The 18,309-nt window shown below is 72.7% G+C and carries 16 protein-coding genes; 9 read left to right on the top strand and 7 right to left on the bottom strand.

Annotated features, from left to right (window positions below; all coding sequences use genetic code 11):
• Position 1: 1 nt before the first annotated feature.
• Positions 2-610, bottom strand: a complete 609-nt coding sequence (locus tag BN344_RS12360; protein WP_081788574.1) for a PAS domain-containing protein — start codon at positions 608-610, stop codon at positions 2-4.
• A gap of 32 nt (positions 611-642) precedes the next feature.
• Positions 643-3,384, bottom strand: coding sequence for a S8 family serine peptidase (locus tag BN344_RS19105; protein WP_051515841.1), 2,742 nt, complete (start codon positions 3,382-3,384; stop codon positions 643-645).
• Between the two features lie 176 nt (positions 3,385-3,560).
• Between BN344_RS19105 and dcd the strand changes: the two genes are divergently transcribed.
• Positions 3,561-4,148 (top strand): dCTP deaminase, encoded by a 588-nt coding sequence (dcd, locus tag BN344_RS12350; RefSeq protein WP_040338719.1) that lies wholly within the window; start codon positions 3,561-3,563, stop codon positions 4,146-4,148.
• Here the strand turns inward: dcd and BN344_RS12345 are convergent.
• The 3 genes from BN344_RS12345 to BN344_RS12335 all read right to left on the bottom strand — a co-directional run bounded on the left by BN344_RS12345 (position 4,117) and on the right by BN344_RS12335 (position 9,175).
• Positions 4,117-5,451 carry an MFS transporter gene (locus BN344_RS12345; RefSeq protein WP_040338718.1) on the bottom strand — a complete coding sequence of 445 codons (1,335 nt, stop codon included), beginning with the start codon at positions 5,449-5,451 and terminating at the stop codon, positions 4,117-4,119. The two genes, dcd and BN344_RS12345, sit on opposite strands and share 32 nt — an antisense overlap.
• 92 nt (positions 5,452-5,543) lie before the next feature.
• Entirely contained in the window at positions 5,544-7,841 is a 2,298-nt protein-coding gene (locus tag BN344_RS12340; RefSeq protein ID WP_040338717.1) for a (Fe-S)-binding protein, read from the bottom strand.
• Positions 7,842-8,173: 332 nt separating this feature from the next.
• Entirely contained in the window at positions 8,174-9,175 is a 1,002-nt protein-coding gene (locus tag BN344_RS12335; RefSeq protein ID WP_051515840.1) for a type IV toxin-antitoxin system AbiEi family antitoxin domain-containing protein, read from the bottom strand.
• A gap of 319 nt (positions 9,176-9,494) precedes the next feature.
• Between BN344_RS12335 and dnaK the strand changes: the two genes are divergently transcribed.
• The 8 genes from dnaK to BN344_RS12295 all read left to right on the top strand — a co-directional run bounded on the left by dnaK (position 9,495) and on the right by BN344_RS12295 (position 17,187).
• Positions 9,495-11,369: a molecular chaperone DnaK gene (gene dnaK, locus BN344_RS12330; protein WP_040338716.1), complete on the top strand. Its 1,875-nt coding sequence runs from the start codon at positions 9,495-9,497 to the stop codon at positions 11,367-11,369.
• A complete protein-coding gene (gene grpE / locus BN344_RS12325) occupies positions 11,366-12,058 on the top strand; it encodes a nucleotide exchange factor GrpE (RefSeq protein ID WP_040338715.1) in 693 nt (230 codons plus the stop codon). Before dnaK ends, grpE begins: the two co-directional genes overlap by 4 nt.
• Before the next feature lie 22 nt (positions 12,059-12,080).
• The gene (gene dnaJ, locus BN344_RS12320; protein WP_040338714.1) at positions 12,081-13,292 is read left to right on the top strand and encodes a molecular chaperone DnaJ; all 1,212 of its coding nucleotides are present in this window, start codon (positions 12,081-12,083) and stop codon (positions 13,290-13,292) included.
• Positions 13,289-13,738: a heat shock protein transcriptional repressor HspR gene (locus BN344_RS12315; RefSeq protein WP_040338713.1), complete on the top strand. Its 450-nt coding sequence runs from the start codon at positions 13,289-13,291 to the stop codon at positions 13,736-13,738. Before dnaJ ends, BN344_RS12315 begins: the two co-directional genes overlap by 4 nt.
• Positions 13,735-14,241, top strand: a complete 507-nt coding sequence (locus BN344_RS12310) for a MarR family winged helix-turn-helix transcriptional regulator (RefSeq protein WP_051515933.1) — start codon at positions 13,735-13,737, stop codon at positions 14,239-14,241. The genes BN344_RS12315 and BN344_RS12310 overlap by 4 nt, the downstream gene beginning before the upstream one ends.
• Positions 14,242-14,340: 99 nt before the next feature.
• Entirely contained in the window at positions 14,341-14,829 is a 489-nt protein-coding gene (locus BN344_RS12305; protein WP_051515839.1) for a MarR family winged helix-turn-helix transcriptional regulator, read from the top strand.
• A gap of 55 nt (positions 14,830-14,884) precedes the next feature.
• Positions 14,885-16,474: an MFS transporter gene (locus BN344_RS12300; RefSeq protein WP_040338712.1), complete on the top strand. Its 1,590-nt coding sequence runs from the start codon at positions 14,885-14,887 to the stop codon at positions 16,472-16,474.
• A gap of 86 nt (positions 16,475-16,560) precedes the next feature.
• Positions 16,561-17,187 carry a hypothetical protein gene (locus BN344_RS12295; protein WP_040338711.1) on the top strand — a complete coding sequence of 209 codons (627 nt, stop codon included), beginning with the start codon at positions 16,561-16,563 and terminating at the stop codon, positions 17,185-17,187.
• A gap of 39 nt (positions 17,188-17,226) precedes the next feature.
• Here BN344_RS12295 and BN344_RS12290 read toward each other — a convergent pair whose 3' ends face one another.
• Positions 17,227-17,667 carry an OsmC family peroxiredoxin gene (locus tag BN344_RS12290; protein ID WP_040338710.1) on the bottom strand — a complete coding sequence of 147 codons (441 nt, stop codon included), beginning with the start codon at positions 17,665-17,667 and terminating at the stop codon, positions 17,227-17,229.
• A 95-nt stretch (positions 17,668-17,762) separates the two neighbouring features.
• Complete coding sequence (locus BN344_RS12285) at positions 17,763-18,218, bottom strand: MarR family winged helix-turn-helix transcriptional regulator (protein ID WP_040338709.1); 456 nt, start codon at positions 18,216-18,218, stop codon at positions 17,763-17,765.
• Positions 18,219-18,309 lie beyond the last annotated feature (91 nt).

The raw sequence follows: 18,309 nt of genomic DNA, 5'->3' as shown, positions 1-18,309 counted from the left end.
CTCAGTGCTCCTCGGCGTTGATGATCGACCAGACGAACTCGTCGTAGGACCCGCCGTGCTCGGCGAGCGCCTCGGCCAGCAGCGAGGAGGACGCGGCGACCGCGGCCCGGGCGGTGGGGTGCCGGCGTTCCTCGGCGAGCAGCCGGTCGTAGAGCGGGCGGACCCGCTCGACGGCGCGCGGTGAGGGCTTGCGGCGGCTGGAGTGGTAGCCGACGACCGCGCCGGCGGGGCCGAAGGACGGCGTCACGTGGGCGAGGACCCAGTAGTGGCTGCCGTCCACGGCGAGGTTGTTGATGTAGGCGAACAGCTCGCGCCGCTCGCCCAGGGTCTCCCACAGCAGCTGGAAGACCGCGCGCGGCATCTCCGGGTGCCGGATGAGGTTGTGCGGCTGGCCCAGGATGTCGGCCATGGCGTAACCGCTGACGCGCAGGAACACGTCGTTGGCGTAGGTGATCACGCCGCGGAGATCGGTCTTGGACACGATCAGCTCGTCCCCGTCGAACGTGCGTTCCACGCCCGTCGGCCGGATCGAGCGCTGTGCGCCGCGGACCGCGGGCGCCGGCCTGGTGTCGAGCACGTTCCTCCCCTGCTGGATCTGCGAGGAGGTCATCGGCAGTCGGAGGTCAGGACCGGACGGTGACCTCAGATCGCCACACCGGTGCAGGACGACGAGCAGTTCATCGACCAGATCGAGCCCAGCGCGGAGAACCGCGCCGACCGCACCAGCCGCTCGCCCGACGGGCCCGTGCGCACGACCGGCTCGGCCGGTGCTGCGCCGGAGCTGCCCGGGGTGGAGCCGCCCGGGGTGGAGCCGCCGGGGGTGGAGCCGCCCGGCGTGGAGCCACCGGGAGTGCTGCCGCCGGGGCTCGTGCCGTCCGGCGTCGAGCCGTCCGTGCCCGGGTCGTCGGGCGTGCTGCCGTCCGGGGTCGTGCCGAGACCGTCGACGTACGTCAGGGCGTTGCTCAGGACGGTCGAGCGGCCGTCCGGGGCGAACACGGTGACGTCGTAGGTGCCGGCCACCCGTGCCGGTGCCCGGAAGGTCACACGGGTCGTCGTCGCCCGGATGACCGTGGCACCGGACGCGCTGCCCACCAGGACCCTCGCCCCGGCGGGGAGCGCGGCGCCGGTGATGGTCACCCGCGCCCCGCCGGCTGTGTCGACGGTGTTCGGGCCGAGCGAGGTGATGCGGAAGGCGCCCACCGACGGGTAGGTGGTGGTGTCGTCGCCGGGTGCGGCCGGAGTGCTCGGCGTCGTGTTCCCGTCGGGCGTCGTGCCACCGCCGGGGGTGCCGCCGGAGCCGGGCGTGCTGCCGCCGCCGGGGGTGCCGCCCGAGCCGGGCGTCGTCCCACCGTCGGGAGTCCCACCGTCGGGAGTCGTGCCGTCGGGCGTGGAGCCGTCGGGCGTGCTGCCGCCCGGAGGCGTGTCGGCGGGCGTGCTCCCGTCGTCCGGGTCGGTGGCGCCCGGCGTGGAGCCGGGGCCGCTGCCCCCGGGCGTGGTCCCGCCCGGGGTGCTGCCGCCGCCGGGCATGGTCGGGGTGCTCGGGCCGGGGTTCACGACGGGACCGCTGCCGCCCGGGTTCGTGCCGCCACCGGACCCGTCCGGGGTCGTGCCGCCGCCGGAACCGCCCGGCGTCGTCCCGCCGCCCGGGGTGCTGCCGCCGCCGGAACCGCCCGGTGCGGGATCGACCGGCACGGAGGTGCCCACCAGGAGCGGGGCCGCGTGGGTTCGGCCCACGGGGACGCCGTCGCGGTAGAGCTGCACGGTGAGCACGTAGCGGCCGTCGGCCAGTTCCACGGTCGGGGCCAGCCCGGCGCCGTCGAGCGCCGGCAGGTTGCCGAGGTCGAAGCGGGCGTCGCCCTCGTCGTCCGTGGCCACCGAGACGCCGTCCAGCGTCACGGTCTTCTGGGACAGCGCCCAGATCTCGCCGGCGTCCTCCATGCCGAGGCCGATCGCGACCTCGTAGTCGCCGCTGCCGGTGGCACCGGTGACACCGATGGCCGGCCGGACCGTGCCCGCGGGCGAGGTCATGGCGGTGAAGGCGTAGCGGACCGACTCGGCCGGGGTGCCGGTGAGCTTCCCGAGGGTCAGGCGCCCGCCGGTGACCGACCTGCCCGCGAACGCGGGCACCGGGTCGACATCGGCGAACAGCGCCGCCTTGAGCTCGGCCGCGGTGGCCGACGGCAGTACGGACTTGTACAGCGCCAGGGCGGCCGCGACCATCGGCGCGGCCAGCGAGGTCCCGTTGGAGGCCCCGTAGCCGCCGTTGTTGGCGATCGAGACGATGCCCGTCCCTGGCGCGAACAGGTCGACGGAGGCGGCGCCGTAGGCGGAGAAGTCGCTCACCGTGTCGGCAGCCGTCGAGGCGCCCACCGAGATGACGTTCCAGTTGTCCAGGCTCGCCGGGTACATCGGCGCGCTGTCGCGGTTGAGGCCGTCGTTGCCCGCGGCCGCCACGAACAGGACGTCGTGGGCAGCGGCGTAGGCGACGGCCGCCCTGAGGTCGTCCAGCGCGGGGCCGGTGAAGGAGCCGCCCCACGAGGCGTTGATGACGTCGGCGCCGTGGTCGACGGCGTAGCGGATCGCGGCGGCACCGGCGGTCACGCTGACGGTCCGGCCACCGCCGATGACCAGCGGCATGATCGTCACGTCGGGGGCGATGCCGGCCAGGCCGTGGCCGTTGTTCGCACGGGCGCCGACGGTGCCGGAGACCGACGTGCCGTGCTCGCCGTCGCTCCCGTTGTCGATGTCGGCGCTGTTCGTGTACCAGTTCCACCCGTGGCAGTCGCCGCGCAGGCCGTTGCCGTCGGCGTCGGTGCTGCCGCACGGCTGCGCCGGGTTGTTCCACAGCGCGCCGGCCATGTCCGGGTGGTCGGAGTCGTAGCCCGAGTCGATGACGGCGACGACCATGCCCTCGCCCGTGGTGAGGGGCCAGCTGTCGGGCGCGTCGGTGTCCTTGTCCGGGACGGCCGTCTGGTTGAAGGCGTTGCTGCCGGTGTTGTCCAGGTGCCAGCCGTACTGCGCGACGTAGGGGTCGCTCGGCACAGCGGCGACCGGCACCATCACGTCGAGCTCCACGCCCGCGACGCCGGGCACGCCGGAGAGGTCCTGCGGTACGAGCCCGTCGGTCGCCACGAGCGCGCGCCCGTCGCCCAGGTCCTGGGCGTGCGCGACGCCGGCCACGGACTCGAGCCCGGAGAGGACGTCGGCGGCGGAGCCCGAGGACGCGGTGACGACGTAGCGGGTGAGTCCGTCGCCGTCGCCCCAGTCGGTGATCTCGTCGAGGGGCAGCGGGGGAGCAGCCAGGGCCGTGTAGACGGCGGCGCCGCCGTAGCCGACCGCGAGCGCGGCCACCAGCACGAGCGCCTGCATGCGCTTGCTCTTCATCCGTGACGTCCTCCGGACACCGCTGCCCCGGGCCGTCCGGTGCGTCCGGCGGTCCGTCCGTGGACCGCCGACAGGCGTCGTCGGGCTCGCAACGGCGTGTGGCGCCTGTTGCTTGAGCCCCAGGGCCCGGGTTCACCCGCGCGGGTGCCTGCGCCGGGTTCCCTAGACTCCGCGCCATGCTGCTGAGCGACCGCGACATCAAGGCCTCGATCGCCGAAGGACGCCTCGGCATCGAGCCCTACGACCCGGGTCTGGTGCAGCCCTCGAGCATCGACGTGCGGCTCGACCGCTTCTTCCGCGTCTTCAACAACTCGCGGTACACCCACATCGACCCGGCCGAGCAGCAGGACGACCTGACGACGCTGGTCGAGCCCGAGGGCGAGGATCCGTTCGTGCTGCACCCGGGGGAGTTCGTGCTGGGTTCCACGCTCGAGGTGATCAGCCTCCCCGACGACCTCGCCGCGCGCCTGGAGGGCAAGTCCTCGCTGGGCCGGCTGGGCCTGCTCACCCACTCGACGGCGGGCTTCGTCGACCCGGGCTTCTCCGGCCACATCACGCTGGAGCTGTCGAACGTGGCCAATCTGCCGATCACGCTCTGGCCGGGCATGAAGATCGGCCAGCTGTGCATGTTCCGGCTCACCAGTGCGTCCGAGCACCCGTACGGCTCGGCGGTCTACGGCTCCCGGTACCAGGACCAGCGCGGGCCCACGCCGTCGCGGTCCTTCCGCAACTTCACCCGCGCGGAGACGCGGCGTCCGTCCTGACGACGGGCGGCTCGGCTCCGGCGGTCTCCACCTCGGTGGTCTCCACGCCGCCGTCGGTGCGGGGACCGGGTGACCAGCCCGGGACGGACCGGTCCACCTCGTCGTCGACGTAGACCTGCCGCGTCGAGATCCACCCGACCACGGCCAGCACGCCGACGGCGGCCAGCACGATCACGAACATGCCCGTGTAGCCGCCGGTGATCCCGCGCAGCACGCCGACCAGCAGCGGACCGGCGCCGGCGATCACGTACCCCCACGACTGGGTCACGGTCGACAGGGCAGCGACCGTCTCCGGGGTGCGGGCCCGCAGGCCGATCAGCGTGAGCACCATCGAGAAGGTGCCCATGCCGACGGCGATCAGCGTCATCCACAGCCACGGCGCGGTGGTCGGTGCCTGCCACAGGCCGCACCATCCGACCACGTAGCTGGAGACGAAGACGGCCAGCAACGGGCGCTGCAGCCGGGGCCGCACCGTGAGGGAGGGGATCACCGCGCTCAGCGGCAGGCCCACGAGCGCGTTCAGGCCCAGCAGGAGCCCCGCCGTCGCCGCCGTCAGGCCCGAGTCGCGCAGGTACTGGGGTGACCAGCCGATGACGACGTAGGCCTGCAGCGCCTGCACGCCGAAGAAGACCGCGAGCGCCACCGCCGTCGGGCTGTGCACCAGCGGCCGCATCCGGACGGCGGTGTGGCTCTGCCGCGAGACGCCGGGGGAGGCGGGTACGGCCAGCCAGGCGGCCGCGGCCAGGATCGCCGGGATCGCCCAGACGACGAGCGCCCAGCGCCACCCCCCGGTCGCATCGGCCACGGGCTGCGAACCGACGGCGCCCAGCGTGGCGCCCAGGCCCATGGTGGTGCTGTAGGCGCCCACGAGCACGCCGGTCCGGGTCGGGAAGTACCGCTTCACCAGGCTGGGGAGCAGCACGTTGCCCAGGGCTCCGCCGACCATGGCCAGCGCCGTCCCGACCAGGAACAGCGCGAAGCCGCCGGCCGCGCTGCGCAGGGCCAGGCCGGCGGCCATCGCGATCAGTGCGCCGGCGAGCACGTGCGCGTCCCGGTAGCGGGCCGACAGCGCCGGGGCGGTGAACCCGATGAGGGCGAAGCAGAGCACCGGGACGGTGGTGATGACCCCGGCCAGGCCGCTGGAGATGCCCAGACCCTGCTCGATCTCCTCCAGCACCGGTCCGACGCTCGTGATCGCCGTCCGCAGGTTCAGGGCCGTGAGGACGATCGCGACGGCGATGAGCACCAGGGGGCGCCGGGTCGAGCGTGCGGAGGGGGCGGGCGCCGGGACGGTGCGGGTCACCTGGGAATGGTCCCTCACCCCCGAACGGCGGCGGCGCCCGTCCCCGGCCGGGGAACGGGCGCCGCCTTGCGACGTGATGGAGCGAGGTCCTTCTACTGCGGGTCGTGCTCCGTCGCGGCGGAGTCCAGGCCGACGACGTCGTCGCCCTTGGTGCCGACGTCGGCACCGGAGGCCGCGCCCTGGACGCCGGCAGCGACCGGCTGCATCGAGCGCAGCAGGATCTGGCTGACGTCGAGGACCTCGACGTGCTCGCCGGCCTCGCCGTTCTGCTTCTTCGACGTGAGGGCGTCGGAGAGCATGGTGATGCAGAACGGGCACGCGGTGGAGATGACGTCGGGATCCAGCTCGAGCGCCTCCTCGGTGCGCTCCATGTTGATCCGCTTGCCGATCTTCTCCTCCATCCACATGCGGGCGCCGCCGGCGCCGCAGCAGAAGCCGCGGTCCTTGCAGCGGTGCATCTCCTGCGTGGAGAGGCCCTGGACGGAGTCGAGGATCTCGCGCGGGGGCGTGTAGACCTTGTTGTGCCGGCCCAGGAAGCACGGGTCGTGGTAGGTCACCTTGCGGTCGATCGGGGTGACCGGGACGAGCCGGCCCTCCTCGATCAGCTGGCCGAGCAGCTGCGTGTGGTGGATGACCTCGTACTCGCCACCGACCTGCGGGTACTCCTTGCCCAGCGAGTTGAAGCAGTGCGGGCAGGTGGCCACGATCTTGCGGGTGCCGGGGACGCGGCCCTCGAAGACGCCGTTGAGGGTCTCGACGTTCTCCATGGCCAGCTGCTGGAACACGAACTCGTTGCCGAGGCGACGGGCCGGGTCGCCGGAGCAGGTCTCCCCGTTGCCGAGGACGGCGAACTCGACGCCCGCGGTGTGCAGGAGCTCCGCGACGGCCTTGGTGACCTTCTTGGCCCGGTCGTCGACGGCGCCGGCGCAGCCGACCCAGAACAGGTACTCGACCTCGTGGGGAAGCGGGCCGTCGGCCATGCGGACCTCGAAGTCGAGCTCCTTGATCCAGTCCTCGCGGACGTTGCCGCCCATGCCCCACGGGTTGCCGCGCTTCTCCAGGTTGGTCAGCATCACGCCGGCCTCCGAGGGGAAGTTGCTCTCGATGAGCACCTGGTAGCGGCGCATGTCCTCGATGTGGTCGATGTGCTCGATGTCCACCGGGCACTGCTCGACGCAGGCACCGCAGTTCGTGCAGGACCACAGGACGTCGGGGTCGATGACCCCGCCCTCCTCGAGGGTGCCGACGAGCGGGCGGTGGGCCTGCGCGTCGTTGGTGCCCTCGATGCGGGCGTAGCCGCTGGCCCAGACCTGCTCGTCGCTCGGCTTGAGGACGTCGTAGTCCGGGGCCGTCTCCGAGGCCGTCTTCTCACCGAGGAGGTAGGGAGCCTTCGCGTAGAGGTGATCGCGGAGGTCCATGATCACCATCTTCGGGCTGAGCGGCTTGCCCGTGTTCCACGCCGGGCACTGGCTCTGGCACCGACCGCACTCCGTGCAGGTGGTGAAGTCCAGCATCCCCTTCCACGTGAAGTCCTCGATCTTCCCGCGGCCGAAGATGTCGTCCTCGCCCGGGTCCTCGAAGTCGATCGGCTTGCCACCGCTGGTCATGGGCAGCAGCGGGCCGAGCGCGGGGGCGCCGTCGGCGTTGCGCTTCGCGTAGATGTTGAGGAACGCGCTGAACCGGTGCCAGGCGACACCCATGTTGAGGACGCGGCTGATGACGACCAGCCAGGTCAGGCTGATCACGATCTTGACGAACGCGACGACCGTCAGCAGGTCGGGGCTGTCCGGCAGGATCTGGCCGAGGGCGCTGGAGACCGGGTGCGACCAGGCCGGCGCCTCGGTGAGGTCGGAGGAGACCTTGAGCGCGCGGATCAGCAGGATGCAGGTTCCGACGCCGAGGACGATGGCCTCGACGAAGTAGCCGCGGCCCTCGTTCGAACCGGCGAAGCGGCTCTTGCGCCCCTGCCGACGCGGGTGGTCGCGCTGGCGCCGGATGATCAGGTAGATGATCCCGAGGATCGTGCCGGTGCCGATGATGTCGGCGAAGAGGTTCCACACCGCCCACTCGCCGATGAGCGGCAGCTTGAAGGCCGGGTCCCAGACCTCGCCGAAGGCCTCGACCAGGGTGAGGAACAGGCCGTAGAAGCCGACGAAGACGAACCAGTGGGCCACGCCGATGCTCGACCACTTGAGCATCCGGGTATGGCCCAGCGACTCGACCAGCGTCGTCTTCAGGCGGGTCTTGACCGGCCCCCATCGGGTGCCGTCGGGCTGGCCGGTGCGGATGATCCGCACCATGGCGCGCACCGCGCGGTAGGCCATCACCGAGGCCACGATCAGGAAGAGGACGCTGATCGTCCCGAGGACGATCTGCAGCGTGCCCGTCATGTTTTCCTCCCCCGCACGCCTGCCGGCGTCGGTTGACTCCCGTGCGCCGTACGGCGACGGCGAAGCTCTGGATAGGTGCACGCGCCGTCGTCGACACCGGTCGGGGACCGGCGCGCGGAACGCATGCGGGCACGGCGTGCCCGCACGGATCGCACGATAGCTGGCGCGCCCGAAGGCTACTCGGGCGTAGCGATCACGATCCGGTCGCACCGGAGCCGGAGGCTTCGCGTCGGCACCACCCCCGCACCGTCGTCGCGGCTCGTCGTCCGTGCGGTGTGGCAGCGACCCTCGCGGTCGACCGCGCGGTCGGCTGCCACAGCGCGAGGGTGAGGTCATCCGGCGCGGACGACGCCTCTCGACCGGGCCGCCGTCGTGAACTGCCGCACCGCCGGCCCGGGGACCGCGAGCAGCGAGCGCAGGCGGTCCTCGGTGGCGCCCCAGTTCGCGTCGAGGTCCTCGTCGACGATCCGCACGACGCGGATGTCCACCCCCCGCATCTGGTCCTCGCGCCGCTTCTCCTCCCACAGCACGCGCTCCGGTGTGCGGCCCCGCCACGGGTCGGTGTACTTGACCTGCCCGTCGAACTCCACCGCCACTGCAGCCTCCTCGAACCACGCATCGGCGACTCCGACGAGCCGCCCCGCGACGCGGATCTCCACCTGGAGCTCCGGTGCGGGGAACCCGGCGCCGAGGATCCGCAGCCGCCCCCGCGTCTCCAGCGGCGACTCCGCCCGACCGTCGGCGAGCCCGGCGGCCCGTGCCGCGCGCGGCGCCCCCGGCCACGACCGCGCGGCCGTCACGGCGGCGGCGAGTCCGGCAGGGGAGACGGCGCCTTTAAGCAGCCCGGCGTCCATCGCGACGACGGCGTCCTCCAGGGGCCATTCCCGCGCGCAGTCGACCAGGGTGCGGGCCGGCGTCGTGAGCCGCACCGGCCCGCGGGTCGTCACGTCCTCCGGGGGCAGCGGCGCCTGGTTGACCACGAAGCCCTTGCCGCGGCGCCACAGGTCCGGGGCCGTGAGCCGCACGAGGTCGGGGAGCAGAGCGCGGCGGACCGGCAGGCCGAGCAGCCGGAGCGCCGACGAATGGCTGACGGCGGCTCCCGGGCGGTCCAGGTCGAGCAGGACGGCGACGCAGTCCAGCGCGTGCCGCCGTCCCGCTGCCTGGGCGGCGGTGACCTCCTCGGCGACCCCGTACACACCGCGGCGCAGGCGCACCCACGTTCCCGAGCTGCACAGGTGGCGGATCTCGCCGTGCTCGTACCCGGCACGGCGTGCGTCGCGAGCGGTGAAGAGGCACAGCTGCCGATCAGCCGCAGCGCGCAGGAGTGGATGCACGGGCGGAAGTGTCGGGCGTTCGGGCGTGGTCGCGGGGCGGGGCTGTGGACAACCGTGAGACCTCGACCGCGCGACGCCGACTCATCCGCGCGATGTGGCTGCCGACCGCGGCGTCGACCGCGAGGGTCCCGGCCACACCGCGAGGTCGACGCCGTGCGGTGCGGGGGAGGGAGCGCCCAGCGACCGGCCCCGGGAACAGGAGGTGGCGCCCTGCCGTTAGGGTGGGCAGGAAAGTTGAGCGGACTTCGCGCAAGATGGTTCCGGCTCGGCTCCTCACACGGACCAGCACCACCCCGTACACGGAAGAGAGGCCATCCCCATGGCTCGAGCGGTCGGTATCGACCTCGGCACCACCAACTCCGTCGTCACCGTCCTCGAGGGCGGTGAGCCGACGGTCATCGCCAACTCCGAGGGCTCGCGCACCACCCCGTCGGTCGTCGCCTTCGCCAAGAACGGCGAGGTCCTCGTCGGCCAGTCGGCCAAGAACCAGGCGGTCACCAACGTCGACCGCACCATCCGCAGCGTCAAGCGGCACATGGGCACCAGCTGGTCGACCGACGAGATCGACGGCAAGAAGTACACCGCGCAGGAGATCAGCGCCCGCACGCTGCAGAAGCTCAAGCGGGACGCCGAGACCTACCTGGGCGAGCCGGTGACCGACGCCGTCATCACCGTCCCGGCCTACTTCGAGGACGCCCAGCGCCAGGCCACCAAGGAGGCCGGTGAGATCGCGGGCCTCAACGTCCTGCGCATCGTCAACGAGCCCACCGCGGCCGCCCTGGCCTACGGCCTCGACAAGGGCGAGACCGAGCAGACGATCCTCGTCTTCGACCTCGGTGGCGGCACCTTCGACGTCTCCCTGCTCGAGATCGGGGACGGCGTCATCGAGGTGAAGGCCACTGCCGGTGACAACCACCTCGGTGGTGACGACTGGGACCAGAAGGTCATGGACCACCTGGTCAAGACCTTCAACGCCTCCAACGGCATCGACCTGTCCAAGGACAAGCTGGCCATGCAGCGCCTCCGCGAGGCCGCCGAGAAGGCCAAGATCGAGCTGTCGGGCGCCCAGTCGACCAACATCAACCTGCCCTACATCACCGCCGGGGCCGAGGGCCCGCTGCACCTGGACGTCACGATCACCCGTGCCGAGTTCCAGCGGATGACCCAGGACCTGCTCGACCGTTGCCGCGCACCCTTCAACCAGGCCGTGCGCGACGCGGGCATCTCCGTGGGCCAGATCGACCACGTCGTCCTCGTGGGTGGCTCGACCCGCATGCCGGCCGTCACCGAGCTCGTGAAGGAGCTGACCGGCGGCAAGGAGCCCAACAAGGGCGTCAACCCGGACGAGGTCGTGGCCATCGGTGCCGCGCTGCAGGCCGGGGTCCTCCGCGGCGAGGTCAAGGACGTCCTGCTCCTCGACGTCACCCCGCTGTCCCTGGGCATCGAGACCAAGGGCGGCATCATGACCAAGCTCATCGAGCGGAACACCACGATCCCGACCAAGCGCTCCGAGATCTTCACGACGGCCGACGACAACCAGCCGTCCGTGCAGATCCAGGTCTTCCAGGGCGAGCGCGAGATGGCGGCCTACAACAAGAAGCTCGGCATGTTCGAGCTGACCGGTCTGCCCCCGGCGCCGCGTGGTGTCCCGCAGATCGAGGTCGCGTTCGACATCGACGCCAACGGCATCGTCCACGTCCACGCCAAGGACCTCGGCACGGGCAAGGAGCAGTCGATGACGATCACCGGCGGCTCGGCGCTCCCGAAGGACGACATCGAGCGGATGATGAAGGACGCCGAGGCGCACGCCGAGGAGGACAAGAAGCGCCGCGAGGAGGCCGAGACCCGCAACCTGGCCGAGTCGCTGCAGTACCAGACCGAGAAGTTCCTCGCGGAGAACGGCGACAAGATCCCGGCCGACAAGAAGGACGAGCTCGGCGAGGCGCTGACCGAGCTGCGCTCCGCCCTCGGCGGTTCGGACATCACCGCGATCAAGACCGCCCAGGAGAAGGTCGCCCGGGTCTCGCAGGAGGTCGGCGGCGCGCTCTACGCGCAGCAGGCCGAGGCCGGTGCCGAAGGCGCCCCGGGCGCCGAGGCGGGGGACGCGGCCGGTGCCGCTCCGTCCGGTGACGACGACGTCGTCGACGCCGAGATCGTCGACGAGGGCCCGGACGAGGGTGCTGACCGCCGATGACCGACAGGGAAGAGCAGCCGCGGGTCGTCATCCGCGACAAGCGGCGGATCGACCCGATCAGTGGTGAGGTGCGGGCGCCGGCCGGCGAGCAGCCGGCCGGCGCCCCGCCGGGCCCGACCGTCGCAGGGGAGCAGATGAGCGAGCACGAGACGCCCGTGGATGAGCAGCCGCAGCCCCAGGAGCAGCCGGCCGGAGGTGGTGGCGGGGGAGACCTCGCCCAGCAGCTGGCCGAGCGGACCGAGGACCTGCAGCGGGTCACCGCCGAGTACGCCAACTACCGGCGCCGCGTGGATCGCGACCGGTCGCTGATGGTCGACCAGGCGGCGGAGCGGTTCGCCGTCCAGCTGTTCCCGATCGTCGACGACATCGAGCGCGCCCGGGACCACGACGAGCTCACCGGCGGGTTCAAGCTGGTGGCCGACCGGCTCCTCGGCCTGCTGGACGGTCTGGGCGTGGAGGCCTTCGGCAAGGCCGGGGACGAGTTCGACCCGGCGCTGCACGAGGCCGTCATGCACGACACGTCGGCCGACGTGGCGGTGCCGACCGCGACCACGGTCCTGCGGCAGGGTTTCCGCCGCGGCGACCGGGTGCTGCGGACGGCGATGGTCGCGGTGACCGAGCCCGAGAACCCGGCGCCGGCCCAGGCCGGTCCGGTGTCCGACGAGCCGGGCGCTCCGGCGTCCGACTGATCCGCCAGAGAGGGGGCGCCCGATGAGCACCCGGGACTTCATCGAGAAGGACTACTACGCCGCGTTGGGCGTGCCTCAGGACGCCGACGCCGCGGCCATCAAGAAGGCCTACCGGAAGCTGGCGCAGGAGCTGCACCCGGACAAGAACCCGGGGAACAGCCAGGCGGAGGCGCGGTTCAAGGACGTCTCCGAGGCCTACGACGTGCTGTCCGACCCGAAGCGGCGGGGCGAGTACGACGAGGCGCGGCGGCTGTTCGGTGCCGGCGGTGCCGGTGCCCGTGCCGGCTTCCCCGGCGGGGGCGGGTTCCCCGGGGGCGGGCAGGCGTTCGACTTCGGCGACCTCTTCGGCGGTGCCGCGGGGGCCGGGACCGGTGCCGGCCCCCGCGGTGCCGGCGGCCTGGGCGACATCCTCGGCGGCATCTTCGGGGGCGCGGGCGGCGCGCGGGCACGCAGCCAGGCGGCGTCGGGCCCCGCGCGTGGCCAGGACGTCGAGACCGAGGCGACGCTCTCCTTCGAGGAGGCCGTCCTCGGTGTCACGGTGCCGCTGCGCATGCAGAGCCCCGGAAGCTGTCCGACGTGCGCGGGTTCCGGCGCGAAGCCGGGTACGAGCCCGCACACCTGCCCGGTGTGCCAGGGAGCCGGCGTCACGAGCCGCAGCCAGGGCGCGTTCGCGTTCTCCGAGCCGTGCCGCAACTGCCGGGGCAGCGGCTCCGTCGTCGACGATCCCTGCCCGACCTGCACCGGCAGCGGCATCACCAGCCAGACCCGCACCATCACCGTGCGCATGCCCTCCGGCGTCAAGGACGGCCAGCGCATCCGGCTGGCCGGCAAGGGCGCGCCCGGCCGCCGCGGTGGTCCGGCCGGTGACCTCTTCGTCGTCGTCCACGTCGCCGAGCACCCGCTGTTCAGCCGCAAGGACGACGACCTGACGCTCACCGTGCCGGTCACCTTCGCCGAGGCGGCGCTGGGCACGACCCTCACCGTCCCGACGCTGGACGGCACCGTGTCCCTCAAGGTGCCGGCCGGCACGGCGAGCGGGCGGACGCTGCGGGTCCGCGGCCGCGGCGTCCCCGGCAAGGGGCGCTCCGGCGACCTGCTGGTGACCCTCGAGGTGGCCGTACCGGTCCGTCTCACGCCGGCCCAGCGCAAGGTCATCGAGGCCCTGGCAGAGGAGATGGACGAGGACCCGCGTCCGCAGATCACCGCGGCGCTCCAGTCGGGAGGTGACCGATGACCAGCCCGGCCGACCCGGCGCGGGGCGCGGCCCGCTCGGTGGCCGAGGACGCGCCCGTCTTCGTCATCTCCGTGGCCGCCGAGCTCGCCGGCATGCACGCCCAGACCCTGCGCCAGTACGACCGGCTGGGGCTGGTGAGCCCCGGCCGGACCTCCGGTGGTGGTCGCCGCTACAGCCCCCGTGACGTCGCTCTGCTCCGCGAGGTGCAGCGGCTGTCGCAGGAGGACGGCGTCAACCTGGCCGGCATCAAGCGGATCATCGAGCTCGAGTCGCAGGTCGAGGCCCTGCAGGCGCGGGTGCACGAACTGCTCGACGAGCTGGAGCACAGCGAACGCCGCCGGATGGCCGCCGAGGCGGCCGTGCCGGCCGGCTATCGCGCCGACCTGGTGCCGCAGCGGCGGCCGAGCTCGGCGCTGGTCGTGTGGCGGCCGCGGAGCGGCAGGTGAGCGGGGTCGACCCGCACGAGGCCTTCGTGGCTCTCGAGCGGGAGATCGGCCTGCTGCTGCGCCGCTCGCGCGCGCTGTCCGCCCGGCTCGCCGAGCAGCTGCACCCGGATCTGGACGGCGCGGCATACGGCCTGCTGGCCCTGCTCCAGGACGCCGGCCCCCTCCGGGCCAGCGACCTCGTCGTCCGGCTGGGCCTGGACAAGAGCACGGTGAGCCGGCAGGTGGCCAGTCTGGTCGCCCTGGGGCTGGTCGACCGGAGCGCGGATCCCGACGACGGGCGGGCGCAGGTGCTCACCCCCTCGGCCGAGGGCTCGGCCCGCCTGGCGCTGATCCGGAACGCGCGCCGCGAGCGCTGGGAAGCCGACCTGGGGGACTGGCCGGCGGACGACGTCGCCACCCTGGCCGACCTGCTGCACCGGCTGAACCGGATCGGCGAGGCCCGGGCGCGGGAGGCCGGCGACCTGACCGACGAGAGCGGGACCGACGGCGGGCGGGCTCTCTAGCTGTCCTTCCCGCAGGGCACGTGACGTGTCGAACGTTGCAGACCGCAACCAACCGACTTATGGTTGCTTTCTGCACACATCTCGACGTCAGGAACTCCCGTGCCCATCAGCCCCGAGACCCGGGACCGGCTGACGGCCAGCATCGCCCAGCTCGTCCGGACCGGACGCCACGTCAGCATGCGGGCCGCCGCCCAGCTCTACGGCGAGCTGCCGTCCTTCGGCTGGCCGCTCCTCCTGCCCCTCGAGGAGGACGGCGACCAGCGGTGCAGCGTCCTCGCCGCGCGCGCCGGGATCGACGTCTCCGTGGCCAGCCGGCAGCTCGCCGCCCTGGAGCGGTCCGGCTACGTGCAGCGCCGACCGGATCCGTGCGACGGGCGGGCCACCCTGTTCCACCTCACCGCGCTGGGCGCCGACGCCCTCGCCGGGACGCGCGCCGTCCGGGCCGACTGGGCGCTCGAGGTCCTGTCCGGCTGGGACGAGGACGACGCCCGCCGGCTCACCGACCTGATCGACCGCCTGGCGGCCGACTTCCGCGCGATGCCCCTGCCGGCCGCGGCTGGGGAGCGGTCCCCGGCGGGCTCCGGATGACCCGGACCCGCGTTCTTCCCGCCCGCACGCGCTCGCCCGCCAGTCCAGGAGAACCATGACCAGCACCGTCGATCGGCCGGCTCCCCAGGCGCCCGCCGAGCAACAGGGGCAGATGACGCACCGGCAGATCCTGTCCGCGCTGTCCGGGATGCTGCTGGCGATGTTCGTGGCGTTCCTGTCCTCGACCGTCGTCTCCAACGCCCTGCCCACGATCATCACCGAGCTGCGGGGCTCGCAGGGGCACTACACCTGGGTGGTCACGGCCACCCTGCTCGCCTCGACCGCCTCGACGCCCATCTGGGGCAAGCTCTCGGACCTGTTCAGCAAGAAGCTGTTGCTGCAGCTCGCCATCGTCATCTTCATCATCGGTTCGATGCTCGCCGGCCTCGCCCAGTCGGTGGAGACGCTGATCGCCTGGCGCGTCCTGCAGGGCCTGGGCCTGGGTGGCCTGCAGGCGCTGGTGCAGATCGCGATGGCCGCGATGATCAGCCCGCGGGAGCGCGGTCGGTACGCCGGCTGGATGGGCAGCACGTTCGCGGTGGCCACGGTCGGCGGACCGCTCATCGGCGGCGTGATGGTCGACACGAGCTGGCTGGGCTGGCGCTGGTGCTTCTACGTCGGTGTCCCGTTCGCCCTGATCGCCCTCGTGCTCCTGCAGCGCACGCTGCACCTGCCGGTGACCAAGCGGAAGGTGCACATCGACTACCTCGGCGCTGCCTTCCTGACCGCCGGGGTCTCCGCGCTCCTCATCTGGGTCACCCTGGCCGGGGGCAGCTTCGCCTGGGCCTCCACCGAGACGGCGCTGTTCGTCGGTGGCGGCGTTCTCGCGATCGCGGCCTTCCTCGTCACCGAGACCAGGGCCAAGGAGCCGATCGTCCCCCTCCGCCTGTTCCGCGACCGCACCACGACGCTGGCGATCGCCGCGAGCATCGCGATCGGCGTCGCCATGTTCGGCTCGACGGTCTTCCTGGGCCAGTACCTGCAGATCTCCCGCGGCTACTCGCCGACGGCGGCGGGGCTGCTCACCGTGCCGATGGTCGGCGGGCTGCTCATCTCCTCGACCGGCTCCGGCTACCTGATCACCCGCCACGGCCGGTGGAAGCGCTTCCTCACGGCTGGGTCGCTGCTGACCCTCCTGGCGTTCGCGCTGCTCTCGATGGTCGACCACGAGACCGACATCGTGCTGCTCTGCTGCTTCCTGTTCCTGCTGGGCATCGGTATCGGCGCCACGATGCAGAACCTGGTGCTCGCGGTGCAGAACACGGTGGCCGCCCGGGACCTGGGGTCGGCGAGCTCGGCCGTGACGTTCTTCCGGAGCCTGGGCGGCACGGTGGGTGTCTCGGTGCTGGGAGCGGTGCTCTCCACCCGCGTGGGAGAGCTGATCAGGGCCGACCTCGCCGGTACCCCCGGTGCGGCGCAGGCCGGCTCGGACGACATCGGCCTGGCCGACCTCGCCGATGCACCACCGGCGATCCAGGAGCTGATCCGCGTGGCCTACGGGGACGCGACCGGGCGGATCTTCCTGATCTCGGCGGTCGTGGCCGTGGTGGCCGTGCTCGCGATCTTCCTGATCCGGGAGATCGCGCTCAGCACCGAGAGCGGTGAGGAGCGGCTCAAGCGGGAGTCGGCCGACGCGGCGGGCTGACGCCTGGGCTCGCCCGGCGGGGTGAGATCCGGAACGGAACCGGCTTTCATGATCAAGTACGTGGCGGGAGACGCCGACGGGCGGGTGTGAGCACCTCCGCCCGGCCCTCGGTCCTCGTCCTCCCGGCGCTCGCCCTGCTCGCGCTCGCGACCGGGTGCCAGGGCTCCTCCGCCGCGGCGCAGGAGCCGGTCCCGTCCGCGTCCGCCGCGCCCCGGACCGGCCACGAGCCCGTCAACGGCCTGGCCGCCGAACAGGAGGCCGAGGCGGCCGCCCGGGTCGCGGCAGAAGCCGAGGCGGCGCGGATCGCCGCCGAGGCCGAGGCCGCCCGGATCGCTGCCGAGGCGGAGGCGGCCCGGATCGCCGAGGAGCAGACGGCGCGGGACGCGGAGCCGAGGACCGCCGTTGCCGGTGGGCCCGCGAAGACGCAGGCGGCGCCCCGCCCCTCGACCGGTCAGGCGCCTCCGCCCGCGCCCGCTCCCGCCGGCCCGGTCGACTTCTGGGTCGACCTGACCGACAAGTCCTGTTCCTTCGACGGGGTCGACACCTACCGGATGCAGTTCACGGTGGTGTACTCCGACGGCCACCGGCAGCGCATCAACAACTACACGGGCTCGGGCGGGCCGTACATCGCGAACATGTACACCAGCTACGGCGGTCAGGACTTCTTCACCGTGCGGCCGGCCGACCAGTCCTTCGAGGGCTTCGGCTGCTGACCTCGACGTCGGGCCCCGTGTCCCGCCGACCGCGGGAGGTCAGCTCTCCAGCGCGGCGTCGAGGGTGATCTCGTCGACCCCGGCCAGCGCCTTGCTCACCGGGCAGCCCGCCTTCGCCGCCTGAGCCGCCTTGTCGAAGCCCGCGGCGTCCAGCCCCTCGACCTCGCCGCGGACGGTGAGGGCGATCTTCGTGATGTGGGGGCCGCCGTCCTTCTGGCCGAGGGTCACCTCGGCGGTGATCTCCAGGGCGGTGGGCGTGCCGCCCGCCTTGCCGATCTCGCTGGACAGCGCCATCGCGAAGCAGGAGGAGTGCGCCGCCGCGATGAGCTCCTCCGGGCTGGTCGTCCCGCCGGCCTCGTCGGCGGCTCGCTTCGGGAACGAGACCTCGTAGGTGCCGATCTTGGAGCTGGACAGCTCGACCTGGCCGGAGCCCTCCTGGAGGGTGCCGTTCCAAGCGGTGCGCGCGGTGCGGGTGGGCATCGGTTCTCCTCGCCGACGGCGGGGCGGTGGGGTTCACCGCTCCGCGGGGATGGGCCGAGTGCCGACCTACCCCGCCCGGGTGCGGGCAACCGTCGTCAGCAGACGGCCTCGCCGCGGTTCACCCGCTCGATCAGCGACTGGAGACGGCTCTTGAGCTCGGTGAACTCGCCGGTGTCGAACCCGATGGCGTCGATCATCTCCTGCGAGATGCCGTAGGCCTTCTCCTGCAGGGCGCGGCCGTCGTCGGTGAGGGCGATCGCGACCGAGCGCTCGTCCTCGAGGCGGCGGTGGCGGGTGACCAGGCCGGCCGCGGTGAGCCGCTTGAGCAGGGGCGAGAGCGTGCCGCTGTCCAGGGCGAGGCGGGACCCCAGCTGACCGACCGTCTGGTGGTCCTCCTCCCACAGCAGCATCATGACGAGGTACTGCGGATAGGTCAGGCCGATCGCCTCGAGCATGGGTCGGTACCGGGCCGTCACGGCGCGTGAGGCGGCGTAGAGCGCGAAGCACAGCTGGTCGTCGAGCGCCACGCTCGGCGTCGGCAGTGCGGTCATGCGGGCGAGTCTAGGGCGCGCGGAGGCGAACGTCAGGGGTCGCGAACGTCGGCGCCTCGTCGTCCTCCGTACGGGGAGGTCGACGGTGCGG

Origin of the sequence: Candidatus Blastococcus massiliensis AP3, from assembly GCF_000582785.1 — a bacterium.
Classification (GTDB): Bacteria; Actinomycetota; Actinomycetes; order Mycobacteriales; family Geodermatophilaceae; genus Blastococcus; species Blastococcus massiliensis.
Note: the sequence above shows the minus strand (reverse complement) of the source record. Positions and strands in the feature narration are given on the sequence as shown.

Excerpts from the sequence above, each read along its gene's own strand:
- BN344_RS12360 (WP_081788574.1), bottom strand. The coding sequence starts at position 610 with ATGACCTCCTCGCAGATCCAGCAGGGGAGGAACGTGCTCGACACCAGG.
- BN344_RS19105 (WP_051515841.1), bottom strand. The coding sequence starts at position 3,384 with ATGAAGAGCAAGCGCATGCAGGCGCTCGTGCTGGTGGCCGCGCTCGCG.
- dcd (WP_040338719.1), top strand. The coding sequence starts at position 3,561 with ATGCTGCTGAGCGACCGCGACATCAAGGCCTCGATCGCCGAAGGACGC.
- BN344_RS12340 (WP_040338717.1), bottom strand. The coding sequence starts at position 7,841 with ATGACGGGCACGCTGCAGATCGTCCTCGGGACGATCAGCGTCCTCTTC.
- dnaK (WP_040338716.1), top strand. The coding sequence starts at position 9,495 with ATGGCTCGAGCGGTCGGTATCGACCTCGGCACCACCAACTCCGTCGTC.
- grpE (WP_040338715.1), top strand. The coding sequence starts at position 11,366 with ATGACCGACAGGGAAGAGCAGCCGCGGGTCGTCATCCGCGACAAGCGG.
- dnaJ (WP_040338714.1), top strand. The coding sequence starts at position 12,081 with ATGAGCACCCGGGACTTCATCGAGAAGGACTACTACGCCGCGTTGGGC.
- BN344_RS12315 (WP_040338713.1), top strand. The coding sequence starts at position 13,289 with ATGACCAGCCCGGCCGACCCGGCGCGGGGCGCGGCCCGCTCGGTGGCC.
- BN344_RS12300 (WP_040338712.1), top strand. The coding sequence starts at position 14,885 with ATGACCAGCACCGTCGATCGGCCGGCTCCCCAGGCGCCCGCCGAGCAA.
- BN344_RS12290 (WP_040338710.1), bottom strand. The coding sequence starts at position 17,667 with ATGCCCACCCGCACCGCGCGCACCGCTTGGAACGGCACCCTCCAGGAG.
- BN344_RS12285 (WP_040338709.1), bottom strand. The coding sequence starts at position 18,218 with ATGACCGCACTGCCGACGCCGAGCGTGGCGCTCGACGACCAGCTGTGC.